The sequence below is a fragment of the Psychrobacter sp. genome (assembly GCF_049295055.1).
In the GTDB taxonomy this organism is placed as follows: domain Bacteria; phylum Pseudomonadota; class Gammaproteobacteria; order Pseudomonadales; family Moraxellaceae; genus Psychrobacter.
Map to the genome: position 1 here is coordinate 133,644 of NZ_JBAQQF010000033.1, position 25,067 is coordinate 158,710.

The following is a 25,067-nucleotide window of genomic DNA, read 5'->3' on the forward strand; positions in this document are numbered from 1 at the left end:
TTTACCACACGGCTGGTGCATATATCGTGAAGCGCTGGATTGGGACTGACGAAAGTTAAATAGTGATTGTGATTGTCGATACGGTTTGATAGATTGCTACTACATTACACAATTGTAAGGAATGTGGTATGGGCGCAGTCATCATTGGTCTAGTAGCATTTCTATTGCTGCCAGCTTTGTTAGTTTATTCATTGGTTAGGCCTACCAAATTACATATTCGCACTAAAAAGAATCCAAATGGAAAGTGGTCGAGAGGCAAGTTTTCACTTGGAGTTCTAGCAGCGTGGATTGCCGCAATAGCTATAGGCGTAGCTATCACCCCTGAGCAAAGTACCACGATAGATGTTGCTGAGGTTGCAGCTGATGCTGGGCTGACTACAGATAACTATGAAGTGCATGATAATGGGGCGATTGAGATTAAGGCTCCTGATGAGTCTATAAAGACTGAAGGTAATATATTATGGTATCAAGACGACCTAAGTGAACCTGTTGAAAATGTAGGTATGCTGAATGGGGAAGATATTTTAAATAGTGCTGGGTTAGATCCAGACGAGACAGAAGAGTCGGCTGACCACATGGGTGAACCTAAAAAACTCTATATTATTAATGACGATACACCTATATCTGCTTGGTTTTCTCATAGTCCAAATAGCATCTCCTTGAACTGGTATCAATACTCGGACGAACCTGAAACTCTTGAGATTAGCCAGCAGAGTTTAAAAGACGCTTATAAGTTGGCTAGGGCTATGGCAGGAATGGAAGGCTATGATGCTGTTATGTATTTATCTAACGGTGGTATATATCGTAGCAAACCTGTAGGTGGTTATCCTACTACAGGGCAGTGTAACGAAGGTGCTTGCTTTATTCATATAGACTTAAAGAGTTAAAGGATTACTAACATGAAATATTGGTCAGCTTTTTTTATCTCTGTCTTGATGTTTGCTCCAGTAATACAAGCCAACGCCCAAAACACGCCATGCTCTGGGAAAATGGGCGGTGTCTCTCATTGCAAAGACGGCAAGTTTGTCTGCAAAAACGGTAAAATCAGTCAGTCTAAAAAGGTCTGTAGTGGGTAGTGGTATATTTATACGTAGACGATAAAAACCCCGCATGATGCGGGGCCTTTTATATCATTAGATGTCGTTCTCTTAAACCCTCTATAATCTTAGTCTCCATTTGCTCAGCTGCTACTTGGCTTGACAGCTTATAATTTGTTAAGTCTTTGCCATCACTGAACCAAACTAGAATATGAGATCCCATCTGCTTAAATCGCTTGACGTGTGCCAGATTGATCGTCTCTGTATTAATCGTGACAAACATCATTCTACCACCACGGGCGCTATCGAACTGCCCATACTACCTAATGCCAACCACGAACTATAGCCGCTGCTATCACGACTAACCAGCACTTGACGCGTGATTACATCAGCCATCGCTGCATCTATATCCGTATGCGACTGTAAAAAAATGGGGCACTGACCCAGTATGCTATCGATATCATCCGCATCATGACTATGCAAAAACTGTAGCGCCAACTCATGAGCGATATCATCACTCGTCACAGCATCAGGTAGCACTGGAGCATCTGCTGCATATAACGAGGATGTCGGTGACATACTCGCAGTGACCTCTATCGATAGCTGCCACGATGCAGAGCACAAATGGTTGCTGCACTGAGCATAAGAGCGACGCAATAGCTTGTGAAGCTCACGACTGCCATTGGTCGTTGTCAAGCTACCACAAGTGGGACAATAAAAGCGTTTTATATACATATCGTATCCTGTTCAGGTGAGAAGGTCATTGACTCAGCGATAGCAGACAATCGTTTGAATGCATTCTATCACTTTGCGTTACAGAATGTAGTCATATGACTGTATTTAAGTTACTTTTTTAGGCTTTTTCTTCACAATTGACTGCAGTAGATAAGCCGCTATTGTTTAGTGTATGCGTGACTTCGGTAGCAATCCAACTGACCGCATCGATAACGTCTTTGAACCCTCTAACCGTGATAGGCATCTCTGAATATATCTCTGGTCGGCCCATTGCGAGGTTCAGTGTCAGCTTCCGCGCGGCGGTCTTTATCTTTTTCATCTTTCCAGCGGCCGCGTTGGTCGCTTCTGCTTCTGTGTTATAGGTGCGCTTGAGGTGATGCGTATTGGCACCGCCGCCTACAGTGGCCTTTTTGCGCTTGCCTTCGTCTTTGTCTTGATAGTATCCTGCTACGCCCGTCACTTGATCGTCACGGTCAGCGTCGTTATAGTCGTGAGTGTCGCCCTCGCTACGCTCAATGGTGATACTGCTAAGCGCGCGACCGCTTGCGGTATTGCCTGTGGCACGGGGGACAAATATCAGCTTGCCGTCCTTAATCGTGCCTAGCGCGTCATACTCTTGAGCGAGCCTGGTGATAAGGTTGGCGTCACATTCGTTGGTCTGGTCCAGATGCTCAACGGCAATACCTGCTAATCCGCCGTCAAATGCGGTCTCTAGCCCTTGTCTGCCTGCGATAGTCGATAAGATACCGCCTACGGTGGTGTCGTGGTGGCTCTCTTCGCGCTCTTGCAATAGCGACTGGCGAAAATCTGCGCTACTGGCCCTAATCGTAATCACATCGGGCGGCCCTTTATGGCTCATCTCATCGACAACAAAGGAGCCGACATACGTTGCGCTGTTGTCATAACCAAAGCTGATCTCAATGAGTTGGCCCTTGGTGGGCATGGCAACCGCGCCATCATGGTCATCAATATCTAAGGATAATTCATCTGCTTCCATACCGTTCTTATCAATAACTTGCATATTAATTGAGCGGTTATGTAGTTCGATAGCATTGCCATCTATCGCTAAGGTGTAAAATGGACGCATTAAAACCACCTATTCGATAACGGCATGAGCGGTGAGCGGTTGCTACTCGCAACATTTGACGCATAGCGCTTGAGCGTCATACTAAATTCTATCTTTTGCGGGGTGCCATCGGCCATGAGATAAGAGCCGTTTTCCGTCAAATCAGTAATGATGTAGTAGCCGTAAATCTGACCCGCACCTGACATCATGAGATACGGCTCACCCGCATCTGCCATCGTACGTAATATATCGATATTGACAGGGCCGCCGCTGAACTCTGGCATCAGTGTGCCTGCTAATGCGATGGTTTCCTCATCACGCCCCGTGTACTGATAGACCTGATCCGCGCCTGTCCTGTCATTGCTTGGCCACCGCCACCCGTTGCTACGGCTGATAGTGTCAAATGGCGCGGACTGTACGCCAAATACAAACAATCCTAATGTTAATAACATAATGACTCCTTAATCAGTAAGGCGACGACGGTTGCGTGCTTGCTGATTGCGCTGCTGGTCTGCCAATACGCGCTTGACCTCCATCGCTACCGCGTGCGGGTCGGCTGCGCCATTAATCTGAATCGTGATACTGCTCGGTGCTTGGCTCATACCAGCGCCGCCCATGCTGCTACTGGCACCGACTAAAGGCGGATAACTGCCAAATCGGATAGGGTCACGGTCGCGAATACGCGTCGTGGCACTCTGTACCGTGTCAATAACACGAGCGCCAAAGCTGTCTGGCGCGTGCTGCTTAATCTTGTCGCTGACCCATTGAGTCGCCTTAATCGCACGGTCAGCATTAGATAAGATGCCACCTGATAAGCCCTGCATCATAAAGCCACCGTAGCCCATGAAGACACGGCTAGGGGAGCGGATGCCCAGCAGCCCTGTAAATGCTGACTTTGCTTGGCTTGCTACGCTTTTTATACCCTCAACCACTGCAGCGGCGCGGCTCATAATTCCGTTTTTGAGGCCTTCGAGTATGTTTGCACCATAACTGAAAAACGTCGCACCCAGACCTGATAGATACGTCCAGACAGCCGCAAACGCTTGGATAAATAAGCCAACTGGGGTGAAGTTCATAATGACTGATATGAGCGCCTGTACGCCTGCGCTAAACAATGCAGTGACTGTCGCCCAAAAGTTTTGTGATAATGCAGTGACTGTCGCCACAATACTCTGCCAAATAGCTGTGATAGACGCCCATAATGACTGAGCTCCTGCAGATATCGACGCCCATAGTCCAATGAAGAACTCTTTAATCGGCCCCCAGTTTTGCCAAATCAAATAAGCAGCCACTGCGATTAATGTTATTGCTATTAAGATAGGGTTGGCCATCATTGCCGCGCCTACGACTCTGATAATATTAACTAAGAACATCAGCGACTTACCGATAAGTGCTACAGCAGAGACCACTGATTGACCTATCAAGCCAAAAAATGACCACAGCATCTTAAGTGGTGCCATGATGCTACCAAAGATACCTGCCACGCCACCAAGAGTAGCAAATGATGCTTTTACCAGTGCCATGGGGCCTAATATTGTCAATAATATTGCACCGATTGAGCCGATGACGATAGCACCAATGGCCAGTACTCCCAAAACCTTACCCATCGTAGCGACCAGCTCTGGATTGGCCTTTGCCCACGTCGTCATTCTTTCTGCCATAGCTGTTAGATTCTGCATAAACTCTCTGATAGCACCGCTATTAGCTTCATAAATGGTGCTACGCAGGGCGTCAAAACCACTCATCATCGTAGTCCAGTCACCCATAGTGTTATCTGCCATGGTTTTAGCAAGCTTAGAGGCTTCGCCATTAGCACCGCTTAATGTAGCCGTTAGTTTTTGTAGCCCACCATTACCTGCTTGATCTACTAATACAGCTAGGGCGTTCATAGCCTCTTCACCGCCGATCGCTTTTAGGAATCCAGCACGTTCAGCATTCCCCATGTTTTTGGTTTTTTCGTTTAATTCGTTCAAGATGTCAGGCATCTTGCGCAAATTACCATTTGCATCTGTTGTTTTTAGGTTCAGCTCATCCATAGCCTTGGCGGCCATTTTTGGTGGCGCTGCTAGTCGTGACATAATAGAGCGTAAAGCCGTACCACCCATCGCGCCCTGAATACCTGCGTCGCCTAACTTACCAGCCATTGCTGCGACTTCTTCTAACGATACGCCCAATCCAGCAGCGCCAGGCGCGGCATACTTCATGGTTTCGCCCAACATTCCCACGTCCAGATTGGCACGGGTAAAGGCAGCTGATAGTACGTCCGCCACTTTAGTCATCTTGGTTGGGTCAAGTTTCATACCAGTTAGAATATTGCTGGCAATATCTGCAACCTGTGGCAGCTCCATATTGCCAGCTAATGCTAAATCTAACATACCTGGCATAGCGGCTTTAATGGACTCAGGAGTAAAACCAGCCATTGCTAAAAATGCCTGACCGCGTGCAGCGTCGGCTTGAGTAAATGAGGTGGTCGCGCCTAGCATTTTGGCTTGTGTCTTTAGAGCTTCGAGCTGCGCACTAGTCTTATCTAATCGTGTTAATGCCTGCAGCCGTGACATCTCTTTTTCAAACTCTAAACCAGGTTTTAGAAATCTAGCGCCTGCATACGTTGCCGCTGCACCCCCCATAGCCAAACCAATGGCCTGATTGCGCATACCCATTGTTTTTTGGTATTGTCCAGTCGCCGCTTGCTGTTGCTGCTGTGCTTGCGATAGCCGCTCTAGCCGTTGTGACTGTTCAGTGAGTGTTCGATTGAGGTTGGCTGCATGATCTTGTAGTCTTGCTTGCTCTGTCGATAGTGAGCGAGTATTGATACCCGCATCACGTAAGGCATTTCGGGTCTGTCCTAAGCTTTGCCGGTAGCGGTTTTGCCGGCTCTCTAAGCGTCCCACATCCGCTGTCGCTTGATTGTATTGAGCGCGTAACGCTCGCATCTGTGCGGCGGTTCTGTCTGCACCGCTGTTTTGTAGCTGTTGCTGCAGCGCACGTGCTTTTTCACGGGCAGCCGTCATCGCACGGCCATTATCGTCCATGGCTTTCTTTAGCTTTTCGTAAGAGCGTATGTTTTTCATCTGGCCATCGAGCTTGGCTAATGCTTTGACGTTTTTATCAAAGCCTTCAGCGAGCTTTTTGCCCGCTCGATTGATAGCCTCAAACTTTTTGCTGACGCTATCAAACGCTTTGAGCTGTACGCTAAGATCTAAGTTTGCCATTATTATTTACTCACCTGTTAGCGTCTTGCTCTCGCTGATTTTGCTGATGGGCTAATTGCCACCACTGTGCTAAGTCATCAATCGGCATGCTGTCCATCTCGCTAGGGGGCCAGCCACCGCCAAAGACAATGTTGATATCGACCCACGCCGACATTACGCAGCTGGGGTACTCTCGCTCTTTCCCGCGAACCAATCTCCCACCTTTTCCATGACCTGCAAAATATCAGAGAGATCTAAGCTTGCGGCTTGACCTTTAGTCAACGCTGGATTGGTGACGCGTGGTAATACTTCGATATATGCCGCCGTGTCGCCTTGCATCATGTCAAATAGCTTGACCCCCCGAAGCTCACCAGCGCTCGGTTTTCGCATAGTAAAGCTGCCAATAGGTTTGTCACTGGTCTTGATTGGCACGTTTAGAGTAATTGTTGCGCTGTTTGGGTTTTCCATGATTGTTCCTGTTTACGAGGTAGTAATAATTAAGGGTAAGACGTTTGGTTTTGTTTTCTGGTACCCTCACGAATGAGGGTACCAGCATAAATATTTTAAGCACAATTACATGCGTAGATTTTCGCGGCGCTTCTCAAGCAAGTCGACTTTATTAACAACAAAGATATTATTGGCATAGTCAATATCAAGCAGTGGTTCGCCATTGCGTGAATACTTAAACGTAGCCAATGCCACTGCGTACTTGGTTTTTTGCGGATCACCGCCTTTGTAGCTGCCAAGTTCAATCTCATTAAAACGCCCTGTACAAATAACCTCAATGCCATCGCTGTCGCAGTCGGGGTTATCACTCTCAGCACTGGCGTTGATACGAAAGCGCACACCATTGACACTACACACACCGTACTGGCTGATGAGGTCAGCATCTTGCTCTAGGGTTTCAAAGCTCATCTCAAGCTTTTCGCCACCCATATCAATTTCTACTGGGCCATGCATACCGCCTGCGCGATACTCTTCCATTTTGCGTGCAAGCTTTGGCCAGTCGATGTTTTCGACACGACCGGCATAGCCAATGCCATCGACTGAAAGAATGGCATCTTTAATAATTTTGGGTAACATGATTACGCTCCTTGCGAGGCTTCAACGCGACGCGCGAAGTCAATTAAATAAGTGTCGGTGATTTTTTGAATAAACTCTAACTGCTCAAGCGGCGGTACTGGGGTATAGTCATAAGGCACAACCATCTTGCCGCTGTACAGTGTCTCTTTGGTATTTAGACTTGCATCAAACCATGAGGCACCGCCTAGCAAGTAGCCTGAGGTGGTCAACTCACGTAACTTAACATCTACGCCATCGACGATATCACTTGCAAGGCCCGGGCTTAATGGCTTGTCAATTGCCCACTGATGCGCGCGCTCGATAGTGTCAGCCAGTACTTGTGCAGTACGGGTATAGTTTTCAAACATGAATTTAGGCTCATCACTGGCCGTGCGGTTGCCCCAGTAGCGATAGCCGTCTGAGTGAATCAATGCTGTGACATTATTGCCATTCAGATAGTTGGCATCATTTGATGGGTCAGATAGATTGAAGCTGACGTCGTGAGTAGTACCGATGACGCCATTTACCGCGACGTTTGATAAGGTTTTATGCCAACCGATATCATTATCAATCTTGGCGCGTAGACCTAATGCCGTAGCGACACTGTCAATAGTAGTTGTCGTGCCAGACACTTCGTCAAAACCAACCCAATCACCATACATCAGCATGATTTCACGCGCGGCGAAAGAAGTCTCATAAAGCGCGGCGGCTTCTTTGGTATCGCCGACTGTGTGCGCATATAAAAAGCCGCGTAGCTTTTGTGCAATGCTAACCATCTCAGTGGTAACTTCTTGGCTATCAAGCTCTGGCACGCCTAAGATACGCGGTGTGACGCGTAATTTAGTTTGTGCAGTCAGTAGGGCCTTAGTACCGGTGTATTTGCCGTTTTCGTACTTGCCGATGACGTTTGCAGTCTGTACAACAGCATCGACATCTTCCGCAACGCGTACAACGACAGTCATGGCATTGGCTTGACGTGATATCGCGTACAGTGAGCGGGCTAATGTGCCTGTAGTGCCTGCTTTACCAATCGCATCAACAATGCTGGTCAGCAATACGGGCTCATCGAGCGGAAACAGGGTCGCATCAGCATCATCAGCAGTGGCAACAATACCGATAACCGCTGTAGCAATCGTGCGAATAGGGCGTACGCCTGTCGTCTCTTCGATGACGCGGACACCGTGTAAAAAATCAGCCATGTGAACTATCCTTTCAGTGTGTTGTATAAACCTTGTGGGGTGTATTGGTGGGGCTTGGGTATATCTAGCAGCATCGCGCATAGCTCAGAACAAAACCATTTTTGAGGGTCTTGGCGAATACATCGCGGTAATAAGAATCTAAACACGCCCCAATAATCGTACCTAGCGCCGCGTGTCCGCTCAAAGCGACTACGGATTTTTGCAGCATCGGTTTGATGTTTTTCACAGTCCTACCAGTATTTGGCCTGCGCGGCCTTTGCCAATGATTTTATTTTGCTCAAGCATGTTGACGCCTAAGATCACATCAGCGTCTTTGGTGCTGATAAACTTTGCCATCTGCAGCATTGACATATAGTCGTTGACGCTGGCATTTTCTTTTGCCGCTGTATTGATAGCAGCACGCTCGTCACTTGTAAATCGGCGCAAGAACTGTAAATGAGTAAGCGCCGCCGTGGGTGGGTAGTCGCTTGGTTCGACTTGCCATGTAAAGTTGTTGATGGATTTGGCAGACCGTAATCTATTGATTTCCATTTCGGCTCGATTGCTCGCTGCTCTTATAGCCTCGCGCTCGCTCAATACATCAGCGACGGTCTCAATGTTTTTAATTGCTACACCAATTTGCTCGCGCTCCGTTGCTCGCTGCAAGCGCCAATCGGTATCGGTAATCATCTGCGCCGCATCAAGTTTGATGGCGCTGATTTTGTTAATTTTAAGCGCCGCCACATCGGTAGCTGGTAGTGGCTTGCTGTCGTCGATAAACGTGACATTTGCATCGTCATATTTACTGAGAGTCCACCCGATATGATTATTATCTTTATCTACAATATTAAATTTCATAATTGACCCCTAATTTGGTGACCAGAGTTGCGCATATACGGCGCCATGATTAGACCGTGCAGTAAAAATTACTCCGTTAAAAGAAATGACATCAAATTGTGATAGGTTATTGGGTGATGGGCTTGTACCTCCTGTCGCAGCAATAATGCCGTTAGGATGTGCTGCCTCTGTCTTTCCGTTTGACGCACCAGCAAAAAATCCTAGTGACGCTAAAACAAATCCTGGCGGATTAGCTACAGATGGATTTACTGCTGAAGCTGGGGTATTAACATCCATTACTCCTGATACACTTCTTTGCATTACCCAGTTGGTAGTTATAGTAGATCTTATCTGCTGCCTTACTGATTGCAATATTGCGTTATTAGTCATAAGTGCATTACGTGCTGGTGTAGAGACAACAATTTTTGATAGAGCTGTGCTTGATGCTGCTACCGCTATCATCGCTGTGCTTGATGCTGCTACCGCTGTCATCGCTGTGCTTGATGCTGCTACCGCTGTCATCGCTGTGCTTGATGCTATAACGGCTGTCATCGCTGTGCTTGATGCTATAACGGCTGTCATCGCTGTGCTTGATGCTGCTACATAGCTCATTAGCTCGCTAGATTTTGCCAGTACTGTCATACCTGCTGTATGGTTTGGCCATATAGACCAAAGGTTAGTCGCTTGTTTCCACAGCGTCACAGCAGGGTCATGTGTCAATATCGCAGTACTGGCGGTCGTTGACTGAGCTAGCATCGTGAGGCCAAATGAGTTGTTTAAACATTTATCTAAAATATCAGGCTGTGTAATCAGCCATGTCATGACATCGACATCATTAATAGATGTAGCAAACAAGTCAGCGTTGTTTTGAAACCAAATATCGCGATTGACCGTTGCCGCCATTTGTATCATTTTCAACTGAAAATACGGGACCGGCGATGCAAATTGGTTTAAAAAGTTTTGTAGTACAGAAAACATTACATCGTTTGAGGCGATTTCAGCAGAGGTAAAGCGGCGCTGAATCTCTGTCTCTAATGCAACAACGAACGAAGGTAGAGCATCAGGCGCAGCGCGATGTAATAAGCACAGCTCAATCAGACGGTCCGTTGATTGACTGCTCAAATCTACAGCCAGCTGTGAGGATATTGCAGTCATTTGGGTCGGTGTAATAGTCATAATTTTCCTTATAGCCCTGCAAGCGCTAGGATTTTGATTTTATTAAGCGCATCAGTAGTTTGTTGATTTGCGTTACCGATAGCTTCAGCAGTATCTGTAGCTGCTTGTTCTAATTGATTAGAGACAGCATTGCTAAGATCCGACGCTGCTACTGTTTGAGCGTGTAGCTCAGCATCTATAGCAGTGATGCCTGCGCTAATCCGTGCAACATCATCTGTCAGTAGATTTTGGGAATTTGGTAGCGGCAAATTAAAATTGGGCGTGCGGTCATCTATCATCATCGGTTCCTTATGTCGTAATCATGCGCAGTTGACGCGCGCGAGGACGGGCATTAATACTGCCGGTAAGGGTTATACGGCAACGCACACCATCGCCACCCGTAATGGGCTTCTTATACTCGTTACGTACCCAGCCATCACCGATAGGCTCTCCGTTCTCTGGACTGCAAACGTGCCAAACACTATCGATCTCAATCTCAACTTTGATAGACGCACCGGATGAAATGTTAGTCTCCAATACAACGATGGCATCGATTGCTCCTGCGGTGACATAACGGCTAATGTAGTTTGCAGAGGTTTGCAAATCACCCATCGCCGCTAATACACCGGGATAGAGTACGGGTGAGCGTTTGGCACTACCCATCAGCGTAGCGCTGGTTGTGATATCTCCCGTAGTACGCACATCAAGCCGTGTCGCTTGACCATCTTGCAATCGATACTGCCTTGAATCGGCATCTGTCAAAGTAAAAAAGGCATCAGTCTCTACGCCTGTACGCTCGACATCAGCCATGATATAAGCGTCACTGGCATTGTTGGCGGTAATAGTTTTAAGCGGTACCGTATGTGTTGTGGCGGTAAATTCAGCGGCATAAATACGAAATGCAAGATCAGCATTATTGTGCGGGGTCCAAGTGCTCGCATTAGATGACGACAGCAATACACCAACGGTATAGCCCTGCTCAGTAACGTAAGTCTTCGCGCGTTTATCGTATTGACCAACTTCAGCGATAGCTAAGCTGTGTGTGTTGTCATCTGTCAGTATCACAATTGCAAATTCAGTCAATGCATCTAAGTACAATGGCGTAGCAAACGAGATGATGGTTTCTTCACCGGGTGCGGCGATATCATCAATAGTGATACGCGCTTCGGTGAGTACAATACCTGTTGGTATGCCCGTTGAGGTCTCACGAATTTGTATTGTGATGGGCTTAACACCAACATCTTCAAACCAAAGGCCGATTGATGAGATGTGACGGCCCTCGTTGAGTAGAGTAAATGTCTGTGCTAATGGGTCATAACGCTGAACGACTCGCACGCGGCGACGCTCCTCAATGCGAATTTCGCCGCGTCCAATAAACTGAGTAACTGCACGTGTGCCACGGTCGCCGATAAACTCAACATTCTTAACACCTGCTGGGATATTAGACGGAATAGTAAATTGACCATTTACTAAGCCGCTATGATTGGCTGAAATCATGATTGCGCCTCCACTGCTAATTCTATTCCGTCAAAAATGACATTGCGTAATGGCTCATCAGCCAAAAACCCTTCGATATTAAACCTAATAGTAATAGGACGTAGGTGTTCAGCAGGCTTTATACCAATTGTGCGCCGCTCAATACCGCTACTACCAAAACTACGAGTAATATCAGCACCGTTCACTGTTTCTGTCTCAGTCCAGATATCAACCGGTGGCATCAAAGTCACCGACGCAGGGATTGGATCAAACGCCGCGTAAGGGTTGATTTTCATAATCCCAGTGCGCGCAAGCTGCTCAATAATCATCACATCACGATAAGGCAAGGTGACAGGGCGGTTAGTCAGGTCTCCAGAATCAAGCGAGTGCACATCGGCATGGATAGGTAACATCAGCTCACCATCGACGATAGCGGCGGTTTGGGATTGACCAAGATCACGCATACTGTCATTTTGAAATGGATCAACGAATACGCCACGCGTCGCTGTAGGTGCGGTTGCAATCGCCTCAGAGCGCAAGCGCTCAATAGCGACCAAGTCGTATAAATCAAAGATATCAGAGCGCATATCTTGTAGCGTTCCCATTGCTACGGCTGCAATAGCTGTGTTATTGACGTTCGTTGGCGCGTCGTCAAACCATGTATGCCAAAGCTGTGCAAGCTCCAACTGTCCCGTCGGTGCAGGTGTAGGCTTTGGGTTGAATCGGCGCGGCATACCTTTGATACGGGTGATACGACCTTCACGGTCAATGGTAATCGTATCTGTACGTGGCAAGCGCCATTGATAATCGACTAAAATCAATGAGCCTTCGACAGCGCCTTCTACACTAAAGCCGCGTTCATCTACGTCAGTAGGAACGACTTGCGTGATGTATTTATAAGTGACGTCGTAACTACTACCAGGCGCAGGCTCATTACCGGATGGCGACCAGTCAATCATGCCGCCGCTGAATATATAATCAGTGTTTTTGCTATAAGTATTCGCTGACTGCTGAACCTTTACGATTTCAATGACCGCATCATCTGGTAGCGCATCAGCAACGCCAGAGTAGCTACCATGAATGATAGTCTGCGTGGTCTGCTTAGTGATATCGACTTTGCGAATATCATGCACGGGCGTACGGTCAATATTGACGCGCTGCTTTGTGCCATCTGCATTGTTAAACTGATGTGGCTCAGATAAAATAGTCTGCAGATCAGGATCGAATGGAAAACGCAAACGTAGCGACGTTGGCAGCTCAATTTCATAACCGAATACATGCGCCTTGCCCTCACGTATTGAGTATGTCTCATTGATGTCATCATGGCTGTTATAGATAACGTCCAAGCCGTGAATGATGTAGTGGCCACCGTTATTGTCACGATCGTAGCGAGCTAGGGCATTATTAAAGCCAGTCATATCAGGCGGTGCGGACTTGATTTTTAATACTGCATTTTCAATATCGTAGACGCGGTAAAAGTTGCCTGTATGATCGTCAGTAGATAAGCCCCATTCTGCATAGATGCGTAAACGCGCGGCACCAGGTTCATCGTAATTGCGTGCTCCTTCGGCTGGGTCGCGTAGGGTAGGGTCTTCAAGCTCAGTGACTACAGATTCAGTTAGCCAGACACCTATTTGAACATCGCCTAGAATAGGAATAACCATTTGACGCTCGGCAACATCACGAATGCGACCACGCAAATATATCTCTGCGGTAGCGCAAGTCGTAGCACCTGTCTCTTGATCGATAACGATGGCGCCGCCTGACTGGATACCACCATCGACCATAAATTGATCGGCGATGCGTTTGAGCTGATGCTCACGGATAGACTGCATCTCATTAAGTTCAGGTGACTGAAGGCCGCGACCCGCACGAAATAAGATTGACTCATCACCATCAGCAGGATTGAATCGGTTGTAATGATTTGATAAATTAATCGTCATAAAAGACCTCTAAAAAGTAACGACAACATCAAAGGAAATACGCGAACCGACGCCTCGTTCGATACCTGTGATATGGTCAATAGTCAGTAATGTGCCCTTGTTAATAATATCGGTAGGCTTAAAATACATTTGTCCGGCAGGCAAACCTGGCTTAGTTTCCGTGCCAATAAACACGCCAAGCTCTCTAATGGTCTCGCCAAGTCCGTCATCAAAATCAAATGCTGCTTGCAAATGTAAGTTAGCCGTTGGTGTAGGGCTGGCTTTAAAGCGACCCCCTAAAGTGATAATGTTGCCATCAGGTGAGGGCAAGCAGTATTCAGCGACAGTGATGGCGCGGCGGCCAATCTCAGTGGTTAAGGCTGTTGAATACCTTGACTCAGGGACTGTAATATCATCCCAACTCTCAAGCCCTTTTCCCCATGCCAGATATAGTGCGTTGTTTTTAATAGCGGTCGCAATTGCAGCGCGGCCGCTGGTGGCTAAAATGGCCATTAGTTATGACTCCCTGTGACGATTACATTGGTTTTATTCCACGTAGTATCAGTAGATGACCACGGCTGATCTGCCCAAATCTGACCGTAATAGATAGCAGCTGCTTGTGATGATGCAGAGCTGGTCGAGATACTCAATACTTCAAACGGGTCCGGCAAATCATCAAGGTACGGCATGTGAGCCGTCCACGAATTTGTTTGTGTGGCATGATTAATAGTGATTGCAGCATCAATAGCAGCGGTATCACGGATAATATGACTGCCATATTGCAACTTAAATGATAATTTTGGGATAACATCAAGCACATCTAAGCTTGGCAGACATGGCAACTGAGTACGAGTAGGGCGAATACCACTGTCGTCATCGAGCAGCTCATCATCGAGAGTGCCTTCATCGAGTCGCAATACACTACGGTCGTAGTCAAACATCAATCGCCACAGCCGCGAGCGTTTAGGTTGTGCAAGCGATGCAAGTTCTACTATCTGGCAAATTTGGGCGTTACTTGGCAGCTGATGAGGGTGCAGATCATACTCAGCAAAGTGCTTATGAGGTATGTAGTCAATAGCCGCTAGGTCTGCATTAAACTCATTCGATGGGGGAGGTTCTTTTATATCGGCGGTTACATCGATCCAACTCAGTGCGTTATGCAGTGACTGAGGCGTACCGCGTATTCGTTGCCAAGCGATGCCGTCTTTTATTAGTTGCCGCTTGTCATGTAGGTAAGGGCTAAGCTCTGCTAGACCATACTCAAATATTAATGCATCGAGCCAATCATCAGGTGCATCGAACTTAACGCCTGTTATAGCGTTAGTATCCAAATCAATACCGTGCGCAATCGTTTGTAAAAGCTGACGCTCAAGTAAGGTGCTGTTAGGTGGTAATAAATAATTGGCTAATTGAGTCATCAGTAATCTCGACCACCCATGGTTAAATTAACCGTATTAATACGCGCAGCCTGATCATTGCTGATAATGATGTCTGTATTAGGGCTGTTTAGTACGATGCGCTGAACGCCCTTAACATGCAAAGTATGTATAAGCCATGACTGGGTCAGATCTCGACCCAGTCCTAACTGACTACCAACAGCGGACTGTAAGTGCGCCGCTAGGCCATCAAATACTGCGGTACTAGCATCAGGCAACATATAGATAGTGGCGTCTACGGTGACATTTTTGATAGTAGCTGCTTTTACTTGGACAGTATCAGTTAACACCTTGATATCCGGACGATTGATATAGTCAGTGACCGTATCAATGAGCGCAGGTGATGCAACACTATCTTTCCCAATCACGGCAATAGTTATCAGTCCAGCACGTGGACTATCGACAAAAACATCTGCCACATCTTGAGATGCTGACAGCGCGTGATAACGATAATGTACTGCAGGCCCAGCTGTTGATGAGGCACGGATACGCAATACGATACGCTCACGGAATGCCGCATCTTTTTCTGCAGTCAATCGTACCAAGCCATAGAAATCTGCCAAGCGATCAAGGTCTTTGTCTTTTGCATAAATAAGTAGGTTTGCTCGAGCTGCATCGTTAATACGTGCGCGTAAAAGCAATTCAAGATAGGTTGCAGTCTCTAGCAGCTTGGTGACAGGCTCTGACTCAAGCGCTAAAACATCGCGCCATGCTTGTTGCTCATCGATTGGATACAGAGAAACGAATTTTGATTTAGCATGTGTTAATGCTTGTTCAAAATCAATGGTTTCGATGATATTAGGTGTGAGAGTAGTGCTGACATCGCTTGTCATGATTAACGACACGCAAAAATACAGCGCTTTAGTTTGATGCCTAGCGCAATACCGTTATAGTTATACTCATCACCGTGTGTGATATCGACATTAGAGCGATGCAGATAGCTGATGCTATAGCTAATATTTTTGCGCTCATACTCAATGCCGATTTGTCCAAGGTAAGGGTAATTACCGCTTGGAAACCTAACATCATCGTATTTATTGACACCATGGCTAACCATGTGCACTACTTGATGCTCAGTAAAAACATTTAATCCTGCATTGGCAGGGACACAAGAGGATATACCGAGTGTCAATGCCGCGGCAATAGCGACCAACTTAAGCTTACTCATAAAAGACCTGCGACATTGATATAGTTATGTCGCTATTGTCGCAATGTTAAATAAAAACAACAGCACAAGGTGTCCGCTCGAATAACGAGCGGAATGTACTAAAAATTAAGTAGGGTTTGGAAGTAGAATTAACGAATGATGATGTGATTGCGAAGTTCTTCGCCATCTAGCGTACGAGCTTGATAGTCAAGGGTAATCTTGCCATTGATACCAACGTCAATATTTGCGTAAGTAATGATCACGCGCGGCTCCCATCGATAAGCGGCATCGACAAGAGCAGCTGCAAGGCGTAGTCTCCCAGCTGCATTCATTGGACTATCGATTAACGCAAATAAATGACTGCCATAATCGCGGCGCTGGATGCGAGAGCCGATCGGGGTGGTAAATATATCAGTGAGTGACTGGTGGATATGTGCGAGCTGTGGACTGCGAGTGTGACCGGTATGCCTGTCCATGCCCATTTTTGCGAGCGCAGGATTTGCACTATTAGTAATCATTAAACTGGTCCTGCAGTCGATGAGCCGCCCGGTAGTACACCAGGATGTTTATGCGTAGAGCCTATATTAACGCCGTTGTGGGTTAGGCTGGATGATTTAAAAGCGATATTTCTAGCATTCATATTGATATTATTGGCAGTCATTTTAATATTATCCGCCGCCATACTGATGTTATCAGCGTCTAGGTTTATATTTTTGGCTATAATAGTCACGTCACAGGGCGTATCAATGAGCATGATTTGCTTTTTTGCGTCATAGCGTATCTCGCTGCCATCGTCAAACTCTAATAGCTCAGTAGTAGGGCGGTCACTGATAGGGACTTCAGGCGCCTTATGGTCATCACTCCACAGCATGCCAACGACACTAGCGGTATTGAGATCTCCGCTAACTGCATTCATCACAATTTGGCAGCCCTTGCGCAGTGGATACCAATATTTAAGATTATTAGTCATAAAGGCAGGCATTGGCAGCCAGTTAGTGAGTATCTCACCACGTTTAGCGCGGAACTTGCGCTTATCCCAATCAAGTTTTTCAACCGTTGCAATCAAAACGCTGTTATGCAAGCGACGCCTATCTTCTAAATTATTAAATTCACTTTGATTATCCATAATTCTGCTCAAATAGTTACAATGCCAAATGTTCGATGATGATTGAGCGGATAGCTTCAGTGTCTGCAGCGGTGATACCGATTAGTTCACGTGCAGCATACTTTGCCGTACCATATTGTAGGCGTTCGCTCAGACCAAAATGATGGATGCGAGCGATAGAGCCAACACGACCGAACCAACCTATTTTTAAGCCATTTGATTGATGACGTAGCTTCAAATGCCCATTGGTCCGTAACTTTTTAAACATTCTACCGCTTGAGCCGCCAGTACCTTTACGCTTTTCCCATGAGCCACCATCGGGATCCGTTTGCGCGGTCATGCGCTTGCGGTTAGCAGTGCGTAGATACTTACCGATAGCGTTTTGCATCTTACGACGCCCAGAGGGTGACATCTGAGCAATAGCATGCTCAAAATAAGCATCAAATCCACCCATATCGACACTACTAGCCATGTACAGGATGTCCTTCTATAACCATCAAGCCACCAGCTCTGATGATAGGGTCAGCTGGTTGATTGCTACAGCCGATAATGAGTGTGCCATCAGCAGTGACACTGGGTTTATAAGTGTCAGTGATACCTTCGATACTTATTTTTAAGTCAGCACTATTATTATCTAATATCTCAGCTTCAAAGCTGATCGCTTTTGGGTCGTGGCTGGGCTGATTATCGTGTAGCCATTGTCCAACAATGTGCATCACATGCTCAATTGGTTTGGTGCAGTTGATCAATAACAGAGTTGCAGTGTATTCAAGCCGAAAATGACTATTACTACCACTATTCTTACGCTCATAATGACTACGCAAAGTACCGTCTTCGGTAAAGCTAGAGACGTTCTCTGGCTCTAGCTGTAGCTGTTTAAGTACTGTATCTCGTAAACTATGTAAGCTGTGCATAACAGACCCCGCTTACTTATCTATGACTACGTTGTTTTTACGGGCAATCTGCACCCAGTCCGCTAAGTAGGCTTGCTTAATACTACAATCATTGTAAGTGTCACCAATTTGCTTAACCCATGGAATCAAGGTTTCAAGGTCACCCTTTTTTAGTAGTGGTAGCGGCTGACAGCTAATAAGGGCAGAGCTATCAACGGGTTGATACACTGGCTCCTTGGATGAGGTTGTTAATGAGCTGCACCCCACGGTCGTCAATATCACAGCCGCCATCAGCAGTTTCAAGATATTCATAAATGTAATGCTCCATTTGCGCAGTGCTTTGCATCCGCTGCTCTTGTTCAAGTGCGTATTTTTTTGATAACTCGTCAAACTCTGCAATCATTTGCCGACGTTTGATACTAGCCTCAGCGACTTCGGTCTGAAAATCTCGCAAGGCAGTCAGCTCGACTTGCTGCTTGGCGTAGCGATAAGACAAACCACACGATAATAGCCACACGGCTATCAAAAGTATGATTAAAATGAGTTTAATGCGGCTAATTACGATGCCCATAGTGCCACCTCAAAAGCTCGACGATTAACAAGTACAGGTTTACCAGCCGAGAACTTCCAGCGCTCTAACTGACTAGGCACATCATCATATTTACCTGCATTCAAACGCTTTAACAATGTTGAGGTGCTAAACGCGCCAACACCGACATTAAATGCAAACGACACTAAAGCATCGAATTGATTTTGAGTTAAGGGCACTAGTACATTTTTATTTACTGCGTTCTCGAACCTGTCTAAATCTTGATCGAGCAGCTGTGCGATCTGATTAGCACTTAAGCCATTACGCCAAATCACATTAATGCCAGCAATGTTAATTTTGCCACTGTTGTTTTCTGACTGGGTCAGTAGATGGCCAACACCGATGGTAGGCAACCCTGCGCTATCCAGATACATTTTTGAGCGGCTGCCTTCACGCTCAGTGATAAATTGCACGCCATTTTTCGAGACCGTCATAGCACTACTGGCACTACTGTCTGGCTTATTGCAATTACAAGTACAATTACAAGTCATTATCTTCGTCCTCTTATCTCGTTTACGATATCTACAATAGATCTGTTTTGGTTTTGCTCCATCGCGTAAAACATAGCGCGAACAGCAAACCAGCCTGGCAAGCCACTGACAAAAAAGATGCCGCCAACAAACATAGCGGTCAGCTCGCTATCGATATCATGTATGCCAAATATGCGAGTGACGATATAAGCGCCACCGGCAATAGAGCAGATTAAGGTGCTGATAATGCCAACAACGGCTTCTTTGCGGCTGGGCGGTGGCGTCATGATCAATACAACGATACTAGCGAGCAATGGCCCAAAAAAGTAAACGAGTATCTTATAAATTATAGCGCCGGTTATGACGGTGCTGGATGTAGGTTCTGCCATAGTCAATCCCATAATTTAATGGTAGTCTTAATTGGTTTTACCTTGGGTAAATCAGGTATTCTTATCTCTAATCCAGATGGCAGTACTGGACTGTCAAGAGCATGAGAGTTTGCGTTTATAACGTCTTCAATAATGTCAGTACGGCCCAGCGTTCGATAGCATACCGCATCGAGAGTATCGTTTTGCTGAGTTGTAACTGTCATATAAGTCATTTTTATACTCGATAAATACTTTATATTTTCATATTAGAGTGACGGTAGTTCGCGCACGTCCAGTCAACAACCGAATGGTTTCGCGCTCTCCTTGTTGCTCATCTCTAATACGCAAGTGCATTGATTCAGCTTTATCAGCACCGTCACCGGTGGTATCGATATCTGGGTATTGCTTAATAACGTACTGCTTGGTTCGGTGATAGACCGCGCGGCCATATAACTGCTGCTGTATATCACTCAATGCTAATAATTCAGGATTGTCTTTTCGCCATTTTTTGAGCGCATCATTAATAAAGATTAACGCCGTTTCGATATTCTCTTTTAAGCGCTCATCAGTGACAGTATCGTCATTGCGATATTCGCGGCGATATTTAGCGATGGATATATCAGGATAGAAAGCATCGTAATTAACAATAAGATCATCGATAGCGATAGGATCAGGCTGCACATGCGGTATAAGTGTTGATGAGCGCGACATACAAACCTCTGGTGATTATCAAATTAGGTGCACGGGATAAATAACAACAAAATTAATAAGGAAAACCTTGTTGTCATCGCTGCCCCCGTGCTGGCGGTTGAGATGTTTAATAGCTAATCGTTAGCCATTGTCTTGATTGTCTGCAGCTTCTAGCTGTAATTTTTGCAATTTAGTGAGTAATGGCTTGCAGCCAACGCGCGGATTAAGCGTTACCGCTGCATCTAAATAATTGATTGAGGTCTCATATTTAGCGCCTGCTTCGTAGCTCGCCTCACCCAACGCGCGTAATAATTTGGCGCGTACTTCGTCAAACAGCTCATAATCAATGACTAATTCATGTGCTTGTTTTAGATGAACCAATTTAATACTTGGCTCATCGTTTTTAATCCAAGCGTCCGCTAGCTCTTCAGCAAACGCATCTACGGTGTCGCGTTCAAACTGCTCAGGCAAGGCAATATCATGTTTGAGCATATAAGCGCCAATGCTGATAGCTTGATCATACTCAGCGACATCAATCGACCAAATGAGCAGTTGACCAATGATACTATCTGATGCGCCTGTATCGGCGGTCAAAACACCATCAATATATCCTGTCCATTCTGGCAGCATAGCGGCTTTGGCTTCATTCTTTGCGACCATCGACTTGATAGACTTGAGGTCGCGTTTTTGCTGACCCATTTGCTCTAGCATTAGCTCATAGGCGCTACCACGTACTACCTCATCATCACTAGACATTGACATAGCGGCTTGCGCTGCTAATATTTTTTGCTTATGTTGCCGTGCTGGACTGGCCATTATTTACTCCGCGTATCAGTAATTATTCTTTTAGTTCAAGCCCTCAATAACCTAGGATTACTCCCAGGTAGAGGTGACTTCGTTATACTGCAAAATACCTTCGAACATGCAGCAGGCATCATAATCTTCAATGACAAAACATTCGTTTACGCTGCGATATTCTTCGATACGGTCACGTTTTGGATTATCCAAATAATTTAAACGAGTGGTACCGCGCTGCGTGTATTTAGACAAGTTCTTCAGCGGCGTAATCATAAACGCGTTTTCAGGGAAAAATGGCACGGTGATAGTGGGCAAAGTACCCAATGCTTTTTTCAGCAACATGCCCTCTAGTGCTGATCGCTCAGATGGCACATCATTACCATTTAGCATAGTAAAATATTTATCAGCGACGACTTTACGACCACAGAGAACCACTAAATCATCACCACGATTCCACGGCTCAATCAGCTCATTGACAGCATCAAATACGGCTGCATCTGGATTGCGATAGTCAGCACCAGCATGGTCACCAATCTTCATCGCACTAATAACGGCTGAAGCTTTACCACGACGAAGTCGCTCGAGCAGACCAATATTGACATCCTGTAATAATGGATTAGCAACACGGTTAGTGTTGGCCGCGGCGCTAGTACCGTTAAATGCAATCATCAAATGATCACGACCAATTTGTTTACTGGTCGCATTACGCAAATGCTGCTGAAAAGCAGGGTCATGACGCCAAGCGTCAAGTGTTGCGTAACGGATATAAGTATCTTGGTTAGTCTGTTCGCAGCGATATTTATCGTTAGATAAAGAGTGCACCGCGTTTGGCTCACGTTCAGCTGTACCTGTTGTATCAGTACGACCAGCGATAGTCGTATTGGTACCAACATAAATCTTTTCACCTTCCAGGTGATCGACCATCTCATGGTTAATAGCTTTTAAGAACGGGTGTGTATCTTGAATTTTCTCAACCAGCTTTTGCTCAGCGTTAGGTGTTACGCTAAAACGCTCAGTGGCATTATCAACGCCGTTTAGCTCAGCGATACGCGCTAAAAATCCGTTAAAATGTTGTCGTGTTTGGTTATGCATTAGGATGCTCCAGTAGCAATCAATCAGTAATTTAGTAGTCTATTTATATCAAAGTTAGTAAACATTCAGAGGTTAGCAGTCAGTTTCATTCGCCTTGGCGTCACTGGTACCATCCGCCGGTGGGCGTTGGCTATAGTTTTTTGGGTCAGGCGTACTGTCTAACTGTTGTTTTAGCGAATTGAATTCTTTGCGTAATTCAGTAAGCGCTTCTGTCTGAGCAGTGTCTTTTTCTGAAGTATCATTAATAACCTGCTCAAATGAAGCATTAACATCTTCATGAAAGGCAGCAAAAGCGGCAGCTGCATCGTTATTTTGTACGTCGGTATTTTTGCCTAGCATCTGCTTAACGCGGAATAACAAACCTTTACTTTCAGGCTCTTTAGTCTGAGTATCAGGCTCAGCAGTCACATCCAAATCAGATTCGGAATAATCACTAAATACATGGTCCTTCTCTTTTTGCTTGGCGCTAAACAGTAAACGCTCAGTACCCAATGATGCTGGGCTGTCAGTCACTGCCAAGCCGATGCAGTAGCATTCACCGCTGTCAGCAAAGTTGGATTCCAATTCAATAGAGGTATAAAGTTTTTGTGACTTCTTATTGATAGCTTTTAGCTCATCCGTTGGCTCAATACGTGCCAATAGCACCGTATTACCATCTTCATTCTCTTCTGTTTTTAGCTCAAGAACGTCACCGTATGCGCAAAATGGGCCATCAGGCATAACACTACGATAATGCTCAAGCCAAATACGAGCCGCGTATTTCTGAGGGTCATAGTTAGCCGCGCATTGTTTTAAATCATTTACGCTAATTTTGCGGCCATCAATAGTAGCCCCTGCGGTTGCGACTCGAAAAAACTTCATGTGAGCTCCATGGTATTGATTAATAGTAATAATAAGGTTGTTAGGTCTAGTATTTTGCGTGTTTAAGAGATAGTCGCAATAACTAACAGTCCGTCCGTTATACAGACGGACTTTGTGCCGTTTAGGTTGCTAATGACAATAGACACAATAGCGTCATGTCACTATTCAACAATACTTCGCCTGAATCTGGAATAAACCTTCCCGTCCGCAAATACGCTCAGCATATGTATTGGCGCGGCTATACGTGTGCAGAAATTGCCCGCACATTAGATATCGCAGATTCGACGGTGCGTAGTTGGCACAAAAACGACAAATGGGATGAAGATAGTGTTGTTAAACGCTGTTCGGAGAGTATCGAGTACAGATACTGCCAATTAGTATTAAAAGAAGACAAAAGCGAACGCGATGAAAACGAGATTGAGCTGTTGGGCAAACAGCTCGAACGTATGGCGCGTATTGAAAAATATAAAAATGGCGGTAATGAAACGGACCTCAATCCAAAACTCAAAAAACGAGGTGAGGGCAGACGCAAAAAGATAGAAGAGCAAAAAGGCAAAGAGGTCTTCACAGAAGAAGAGATTGAATCCCTAAAAGATTATTTTAAACTGATCATGTATCCGCACCAAATGAAGTGGTGGGACAATCGCAGCTATAGCATGCGTCAAATTGTTAAATCAAGACAGATCGGGGCTACTTACTATTTTGCAGTTGAGGCGCTATTGACAGCGTTAGAGACGGGCAAAAATCAGATATTCTTGTCAGCATCAAAAAATCAGGCAAAAGTTTTTAGAACCAATATCATAGATTTTGTCGAGCAAGCAACGGGCAAAACCTTACGCGGTGAAAACCTGCGTGTAGCAGCTGGTACCACCTTGTACTTTTTGGGTACAAACAGCAATACAGCGCAATCATACTCAGGTGATTTGTATATTGATGAGTATTTCTGGATACCGCGTTTTGATAAAATTCAGCACGTTGCATCTGGTATGGCGGTACATGATGACCGCCGCATTACTTATTTTTCCACGCCCTCAACAATGGGTCACGAAGCATACAAGCTGTGGGATGGCGAACATTACAACGCCGAACGTCCGAAAAAAGACCACGTCAAAATCAATCTATCTCACGCTCATCTTAAAGATGGTGTGCTCTGTGATGATGGGTATTGGCGTCAAGTTATCACGATTAAAGATGCTATCGACAGTGGCTTTGATCGTGTCACGCTCAGCACGCTAGAGCGCAAATTCCCGAACCCCGCTCAGTTTGCCAACTTGTTTATGTGTCAGTTTATCAATGATATGAATTCATTGTTTAAGCTAAAAGACTTAGCACGCTGCATGATTGATGCACGAGTGGAGTGGCAGGATTGGAAGCCATTGCGCAAACGTCCGCTTGGAGATGCCCCAGTTTGGATTGGTTATGATCCCAGTCGTACACAAGATGATGCATCGATAGCAGTGATTGCACCGCCGCGCGTTGAGGGTGGCAAGTTTAGAATTATAGAGACGCAATCTTATAACGGGCTAGACTTTGAAGTCCAAGCCAAGAAAATCAAAGAATATACCGAAAAGTATAACGTCCAATTTATTGGCATCGATGCGACTGGACTGGGTAAAGCCGTGCATGACTTGGTTATTAAGTTTTATAAGCGAGCGCGAGCCATCATCTATAACGTCGATGAAAAGAACGAAATGGTATTAAAAGCCTATCAAGTTATCCATCATCAACGCCTCGAGTACGATAGCGAATGCACCGAAATAGCAAGTGCATTTTTAACCATACATCAATCCACAACGGGTAGCGGTCGCTCAGTAACGTACAAAGCAAGCCGTACCAATAGCACAGGTCACGCGGATGTAGCGTGGGCAATTATGAACGCACTATCTAACGACCCGCTTGGCATGATTGATGAAGCCGGTCATGGCAAAAAATCAGGCAGTATCTCTTTATTCTAATCAA

Annotated in this window: 33 protein-coding genes; 3 read left to right on the forward strand and 30 right to left on the reverse strand. The window is 45.8% G+C overall.

Annotation, left to right across the window (positions count from 1 at the left end; all coding sequences use genetic code 11):
• The first annotated feature begins 128 nt into the window (after positions 1 to 128).
• Together WAZ74_RS04695 and WAZ74_RS04700 are read left to right on the forward strand one after the other, a co-directional pair.
• Positions 129 to 887, forward strand: coding sequence for a hypothetical protein (locus WAZ74_RS04695; RefSeq protein ID WP_422306298.1), 759 nt, complete (start codon positions 129 to 131; stop codon positions 885 to 887).
• A 12-nt stretch (positions 888 to 899) separates the two neighbouring features.
• A complete protein-coding gene (locus WAZ74_RS04700; protein ID WP_422306300.1) occupies positions 900 to 1,076 on the forward strand; it encodes a hypothetical protein in 177 nt (58 codons plus the stop codon).
• Positions 1,077 to 1,319: 243 nt separating this feature from the next.
• Here the strand turns inward: WAZ74_RS04700 and WAZ74_RS04705 are convergent, their stop codons facing one another.
• The 30 genes from WAZ74_RS04705 to WAZ74_RS04850 form a co-directional block, all read right to left on the reverse strand.
• Positions 1,320 to 1,772, reverse strand: a complete 453-nt coding sequence (locus WAZ74_RS04705) for an ogr/Delta-like zinc finger family protein (protein WP_422306302.1) — start codon at positions 1,770 to 1,772, stop codon at positions 1,320 to 1,322.
• A gap of 118 nt (positions 1,773 to 1,890) precedes the next feature.
• Positions 1,891 to 2,859: a contractile injection system protein, VgrG/Pvc8 family gene (locus WAZ74_RS04710; protein WP_422306304.1), complete on the reverse strand. Its 969-nt coding sequence runs from the start codon at positions 2,857 to 2,859 to the stop codon at positions 1,891 to 1,893.
• Complete coding sequence (locus tag WAZ74_RS04715; RefSeq protein WP_422306306.1) at positions 2,859 to 3,290, reverse strand: phage tail protein; 432 nt, start codon at positions 3,288 to 3,290, stop codon at positions 2,859 to 2,861. The genes WAZ74_RS04710 and WAZ74_RS04715 overlap by 1 nt, the downstream gene beginning before the upstream one ends.
• Positions 3,291 to 3,299: 9 nt before the next feature.
• Positions 3,300 to 6,050, reverse strand: coding sequence for a phage tail tape measure protein (locus tag WAZ74_RS04720; RefSeq protein WP_422306308.1), 2,751 nt, complete (start codon positions 6,048 to 6,050; stop codon positions 3,300 to 3,302).
• Between the two features lie 10 nt (positions 6,051 to 6,060).
• On the reverse strand, positions 6,061 to 6,204 hold the full coding sequence (locus WAZ74_RS04725; protein ID WP_422306310.1) for a GpE family phage tail protein: 144 nt from the start codon (positions 6,202 to 6,204) through the stop codon (positions 6,061 to 6,063).
• Positions 6,204 to 6,497, reverse strand: a complete 294-nt coding sequence (locus WAZ74_RS04730) for a phage tail assembly protein (RefSeq protein WP_422306312.1) — start codon at positions 6,495 to 6,497, stop codon at positions 6,204 to 6,206. The genes WAZ74_RS04725 and WAZ74_RS04730 overlap by 1 nt, the downstream gene beginning before the upstream one ends.
• Positions 6,498 to 6,602: 105 nt before the next feature.
• Positions 6,603 to 7,112, reverse strand: a complete 510-nt coding sequence (locus WAZ74_RS04735) for a phage major tail tube protein (protein ID WP_422306314.1) — start codon at positions 7,110 to 7,112, stop codon at positions 6,603 to 6,605.
• A gap of 2 nt (positions 7,113 to 7,114) precedes the next feature.
• Positions 7,115 to 8,290, reverse strand: a complete 1,176-nt coding sequence (locus tag WAZ74_RS04740; RefSeq protein WP_422306316.1) for a phage tail sheath protein — start codon at positions 8,288 to 8,290, stop codon at positions 7,115 to 7,117.
• A gap of 222 nt (positions 8,291 to 8,512) precedes the next feature.
• On the reverse strand, positions 8,513 to 9,127 hold the full coding sequence (locus tag WAZ74_RS04745; protein WP_422306318.1) for a hypothetical protein: 615 nt from the start codon (positions 9,125 to 9,127) through the stop codon (positions 8,513 to 8,515).
• Positions 9,128 to 9,136: 9 nt separating this feature from the next.
• The gene (locus WAZ74_RS04750) at positions 9,137 to 10,282 is read right to left on the reverse strand and encodes a hypothetical protein (protein WP_422306320.1); all 1,146 of its coding nucleotides are present in this window, start codon (positions 10,280 to 10,282) and stop codon (positions 9,137 to 9,139) included.
• Between the two features lie 8 nt (positions 10,283 to 10,290).
• Complete coding sequence (locus tag WAZ74_RS04755; protein ID WP_422306322.1) at positions 10,291 to 10,560, reverse strand: hypothetical protein; 270 nt, start codon at positions 10,558 to 10,560, stop codon at positions 10,291 to 10,293.
• Between the two features lie 10 nt (positions 10,561 to 10,570).
• Complete coding sequence (locus WAZ74_RS04760) at positions 10,571 to 11,758, reverse strand: hypothetical protein (protein ID WP_422306324.1); 1,188 nt, start codon at positions 11,756 to 11,758, stop codon at positions 10,571 to 10,573.
• The gene (locus WAZ74_RS04765) at positions 11,755 to 13,680 is read right to left on the reverse strand and encodes a DUF4815 domain-containing protein (protein ID WP_422306326.1); all 1,926 of its coding nucleotides are present in this window, start codon (positions 13,678 to 13,680) and stop codon (positions 11,755 to 11,757) included. The genes WAZ74_RS04760 and WAZ74_RS04765 overlap by 4 nt, the downstream gene beginning before the upstream one ends.
• Positions 13,681 to 13,689: 9 nt before the next feature.
• The gene (locus tag WAZ74_RS04770; protein ID WP_422306328.1) at positions 13,690 to 14,172 is read right to left on the reverse strand and encodes a hypothetical protein; all 483 of its coding nucleotides are present in this window, start codon (positions 14,170 to 14,172) and stop codon (positions 13,690 to 13,692) included.
• The gene (locus WAZ74_RS04775) at positions 14,172 to 15,077 is read right to left on the reverse strand and encodes a phage tail protein (RefSeq protein ID WP_422306330.1); all 906 of its coding nucleotides are present in this window, start codon (positions 15,075 to 15,077) and stop codon (positions 14,172 to 14,174) included. The genes WAZ74_RS04770 and WAZ74_RS04775 overlap by 1 nt, the downstream gene beginning before the upstream one ends.
• The gene (locus tag WAZ74_RS04780; RefSeq protein WP_422306332.1) at positions 15,077 to 15,928 is read right to left on the reverse strand and encodes a baseplate assembly protein; all 852 of its coding nucleotides are present in this window, start codon (positions 15,926 to 15,928) and stop codon (positions 15,077 to 15,079) included. The genes WAZ74_RS04775 and WAZ74_RS04780 overlap by 1 nt, the downstream gene beginning before the upstream one ends.
• A 2-nt stretch (positions 15,929 to 15,930) precedes the next feature.
• Positions 15,931 to 16,263, reverse strand: coding sequence for a hypothetical protein (locus tag WAZ74_RS04785; RefSeq protein WP_422306334.1), 333 nt, complete (start codon positions 16,261 to 16,263; stop codon positions 15,931 to 15,933).
• 128 nt (positions 16,264 to 16,391) lie between these two features.
• Positions 16,392 to 16,760 (reverse strand): GPW/gp25 family protein, encoded by a 369-nt coding sequence (locus WAZ74_RS04790; RefSeq protein WP_422306336.1) that lies wholly within the window; start codon positions 16,758 to 16,760, stop codon positions 16,392 to 16,394.
• The gene (locus WAZ74_RS04795; protein WP_422306338.1) at positions 16,760 to 17,368 is read right to left on the reverse strand and encodes a phage baseplate assembly protein V; all 609 of its coding nucleotides are present in this window, start codon (positions 17,366 to 17,368) and stop codon (positions 16,760 to 16,762) included. The genes WAZ74_RS04790 and WAZ74_RS04795 overlap by 1 nt, the downstream gene beginning before the upstream one ends.
• 16 nt (positions 17,369 to 17,384) lie before the next feature.
• Positions 17,385 to 17,819, reverse strand: coding sequence for a phage virion morphogenesis protein (locus WAZ74_RS04800; RefSeq protein WP_422306340.1), 435 nt, complete (start codon positions 17,817 to 17,819; stop codon positions 17,385 to 17,387).
• The gene (locus tag WAZ74_RS04805; RefSeq protein WP_422306342.1) at positions 17,812 to 18,261 is read right to left on the reverse strand and encodes a phage tail protein; all 450 of its coding nucleotides are present in this window, start codon (positions 18,259 to 18,261) and stop codon (positions 17,812 to 17,814) included. The genes WAZ74_RS04800 and WAZ74_RS04805 overlap by 8 nt, the downstream gene beginning before the upstream one ends.
• 12 nt (positions 18,262 to 18,273) lie before the next feature.
• The gene (locus WAZ74_RS04810) at positions 18,274 to 18,468 is read right to left on the reverse strand and encodes a hypothetical protein (RefSeq protein WP_422306344.1); all 195 of its coding nucleotides are present in this window, start codon (positions 18,466 to 18,468) and stop codon (positions 18,274 to 18,276) included.
• Positions 18,452 to 18,811, reverse strand: a complete 360-nt coding sequence (locus WAZ74_RS04815) for a hypothetical protein (protein ID WP_422306346.1) — start codon at positions 18,809 to 18,811, stop codon at positions 18,452 to 18,454. Before WAZ74_RS04815 ends, WAZ74_RS04810 begins: the two co-directional genes overlap by 17 nt.
• The gene (locus tag WAZ74_RS04820; protein WP_422306348.1) at positions 18,799 to 19,320 is read right to left on the reverse strand and encodes a lysozyme; all 522 of its coding nucleotides are present in this window, start codon (positions 19,318 to 19,320) and stop codon (positions 18,799 to 18,801) included. Before WAZ74_RS04820 ends, WAZ74_RS04815 begins: the two co-directional genes overlap by 13 nt.
• On the reverse strand, positions 19,320 to 19,688 hold the full coding sequence (locus WAZ74_RS04825) for a hypothetical protein (protein WP_422306350.1): 369 nt from the start codon (positions 19,686 to 19,688) through the stop codon (positions 19,320 to 19,322). Before WAZ74_RS04825 ends, WAZ74_RS04820 begins: the two co-directional genes overlap by 1 nt.
• 2 nt (positions 19,689 to 19,690) lie before the next feature.
• Positions 19,691 to 19,891 (reverse strand): tail protein X, encoded by a 201-nt coding sequence (locus tag WAZ74_RS04830; RefSeq protein WP_422306352.1) that lies wholly within the window; start codon positions 19,889 to 19,891, stop codon positions 19,691 to 19,693.
• 37 nt (positions 19,892 to 19,928) lie between these two features.
• Entirely contained in the window at positions 19,929 to 20,378 is a 450-nt protein-coding gene (locus WAZ74_RS04835) for a head completion/stabilization protein (RefSeq protein WP_422306354.1), read from the reverse strand.
• A 120-nt stretch (positions 20,379 to 20,498) separates the two neighbouring features.
• Positions 20,499 to 21,173 (reverse strand): phage terminase small subunit, encoded by a 675-nt coding sequence (gpM, locus tag WAZ74_RS04840; protein WP_422306356.1) that lies wholly within the window; start codon positions 21,171 to 21,173, stop codon positions 20,499 to 20,501.
• A gap of 57 nt (positions 21,174 to 21,230) precedes the next feature.
• Positions 21,231 to 22,247 (reverse strand): phage major capsid protein, P2 family, encoded by a 1,017-nt coding sequence (locus tag WAZ74_RS04845; RefSeq protein WP_422306358.1) that lies wholly within the window; start codon positions 22,245 to 22,247, stop codon positions 21,231 to 21,233.
• Between the two features lie 72 nt (positions 22,248 to 22,319).
• The gene (locus tag WAZ74_RS04850) at positions 22,320 to 23,108 is read right to left on the reverse strand and encodes a GPO family capsid scaffolding protein (RefSeq protein ID WP_422306360.1); all 789 of its coding nucleotides are present in this window, start codon (positions 23,106 to 23,108) and stop codon (positions 22,320 to 22,322) included.
• A 155-nt stretch (positions 23,109 to 23,263) separates the two neighbouring features.
• On the opposite strand from WAZ74_RS04850, the gene WAZ74_RS04855 reads away from it, so the two are divergent.
• Positions 23,264 to 25,063 carry a terminase large subunit domain-containing protein gene (locus WAZ74_RS04855; RefSeq protein ID WP_422306362.1) on the forward strand — a complete coding sequence of 600 codons (1,800 nt, stop codon included), beginning with the start codon at positions 23,264 to 23,266 and terminating at the stop codon, positions 25,061 to 25,063.
• Positions 25,064 to 25,067: the final 4 nt, after the last annotated feature.

Coding starts and splice junctions, on each gene's coding strand:
- WAZ74_RS04695 (WP_422306298.1), top strand. CDS start 129: ATGGGCGCAGTCATCATTGGTCTAGTAGCATTTCTATTGCTGCCAGCT.
- WAZ74_RS04700 (WP_422306300.1), top strand. CDS start 900: ATGAAATATTGGTCAGCTTTTTTTATCTCTGTCTTGATGTTTGCTCCA.
- WAZ74_RS04705 (WP_422306302.1), bottom strand. CDS start 1,772: ATGTATATAAAACGCTTTTATTGTCCCACTTGTGGTAGCTTGACAACG.
- WAZ74_RS04710 (WP_422306304.1), bottom strand. CDS start 2,859: ATGCGTCCATTTTACACCTTAGCGATAGATGGCAATGCTATCGAACTA.
- WAZ74_RS04715 (WP_422306306.1), bottom strand. CDS start 3,290: ATGTTATTAACATTAGGATTGTTTGTATTTGGCGTACAGTCCGCGCCA.
- WAZ74_RS04720 (WP_422306308.1), bottom strand. CDS start 6,050: ATGGCAAACTTAGATCTTAGCGTACAGCTCAAAGCGTTTGATAGCGTC.
- WAZ74_RS04725 (WP_422306310.1), bottom strand. CDS start 6,204: ATGTCGGCGTGGGTCGATATCAACATTGTCTTTGGCGGTGGCTGGCCC.
- WAZ74_RS04730 (WP_422306312.1), bottom strand. CDS start 6,497: ATGGAAAACCCAAACAGCGCAACAATTACTCTAAACGTGCCAATCAAG.
- WAZ74_RS04735 (WP_422306314.1), bottom strand. CDS start 7,112: ATGTTACCCAAAATTATTAAAGATGCCATTCTTTCAGTCGATGGCATT.
- WAZ74_RS04740 (WP_422306316.1), bottom strand. CDS start 8,290: ATGGCTGATTTTTTACACGGTGTCCGCGTCATCGAAGAGACGACAGGC.
- WAZ74_RS04745 (WP_422306318.1), bottom strand. CDS start 9,127: ATGAAATTTAATATTGTAGATAAAGATAATAATCATATCGGGTGGACT.
- WAZ74_RS04750 (WP_422306320.1), bottom strand. CDS start 10,282: ATGACTATTACACCGACCCAAATGACTGCAATATCCTCACAGCTGGCT.
- WAZ74_RS04755 (WP_422306322.1), bottom strand. CDS start 10,560: ATGATAGATGACCGCACGCCCAATTTTAATTTGCCGCTACCAAATTCC.
- WAZ74_RS04760 (WP_422306324.1), bottom strand. CDS start 11,758: ATGATTTCAGCCAATCATAGCGGCTTAGTAAATGGTCAATTTACTATT.
- WAZ74_RS04765 (WP_422306326.1), bottom strand. CDS start 13,680: ATGACGATTAATTTATCAAATCATTACAACCGATTCAATCCTGCTGAT.
- WAZ74_RS04770 (WP_422306328.1), bottom strand. CDS start 14,172: ATGGCCATTTTAGCCACCAGCGGCCGCGCTGCAATTGCGACCGCTATT.
- WAZ74_RS04775 (WP_422306330.1), bottom strand. CDS start 15,077: ATGACTCAATTAGCCAATTATTTATTACCACCTAACAGCACCTTACTT.
- WAZ74_RS04780 (WP_422306332.1), bottom strand. CDS start 15,928: ATGACAAGCGATGTCAGCACTACTCTCACACCTAATATCATCGAAACC.
- WAZ74_RS04785 (WP_422306334.1), bottom strand. CDS start 16,263: ATGAGTAAGCTTAAGTTGGTCGCTATTGCCGCGGCATTGACACTCGGT.
- WAZ74_RS04790 (WP_422306336.1), bottom strand. CDS start 16,760: ATGATTACTAATAGTGCAAATCCTGCGCTCGCAAAAATGGGCATGGAC.
- WAZ74_RS04795 (WP_422306338.1), bottom strand. CDS start 17,368: ATGGATAATCAAAGTGAATTTAATAATTTAGAAGATAGGCGTCGCTTG.
- WAZ74_RS04800 (WP_422306340.1), bottom strand. CDS start 17,819: ATGGCTAGTAGTGTCGATATGGGTGGATTTGATGCTTATTTTGAGCAT.
- WAZ74_RS04805 (WP_422306342.1), bottom strand. CDS start 18,261: ATGCACAGCTTACATAGTTTACGAGATACAGTACTTAAACAGCTACAG.
- WAZ74_RS04815 (WP_422306346.1), bottom strand. CDS start 18,811: ATGGGCATCGTAATTAGCCGCATTAAACTCATTTTAATCATACTTTTG.
- WAZ74_RS04820 (WP_422306348.1), bottom strand. CDS start 19,320: ATGACTTGTAATTGTACTTGTAATTGCAATAAGCCAGACAGTAGTGCC.
- WAZ74_RS04825 (WP_422306350.1), bottom strand. CDS start 19,688: ATGGCAGAACCTACATCCAGCACCGTCATAACCGGCGCTATAATTTAT.
- WAZ74_RS04830 (WP_422306352.1), bottom strand. CDS start 19,891: ATGACAGTTACAACTCAGCAAAACGATACTCTCGATGCGGTATGCTAT.
- WAZ74_RS04835 (WP_422306354.1), bottom strand. CDS start 20,378: ATGTCGCGCTCATCAACACTTATACCGCATGTGCAGCCTGATCCTATC.
- gpM (WP_422306356.1), bottom strand. CDS start 21,173: ATGGCCAGTCCAGCACGGCAACATAAGCAAAAAATATTAGCAGCGCAA.
- WAZ74_RS04845 (WP_422306358.1), bottom strand. CDS start 22,247: ATGCATAACCAAACACGACAACATTTTAACGGATTTTTAGCGCGTATC.
- WAZ74_RS04850 (WP_422306360.1), bottom strand. CDS start 23,108: ATGAAGTTTTTTCGAGTCGCAACCGCAGGGGCTACTATTGATGGCCGC.
- WAZ74_RS04855 (WP_422306362.1), top strand. CDS start 23,264: ATGTCACTATTCAACAATACTTCGCCTGAATCTGGAATAAACCTTCCC.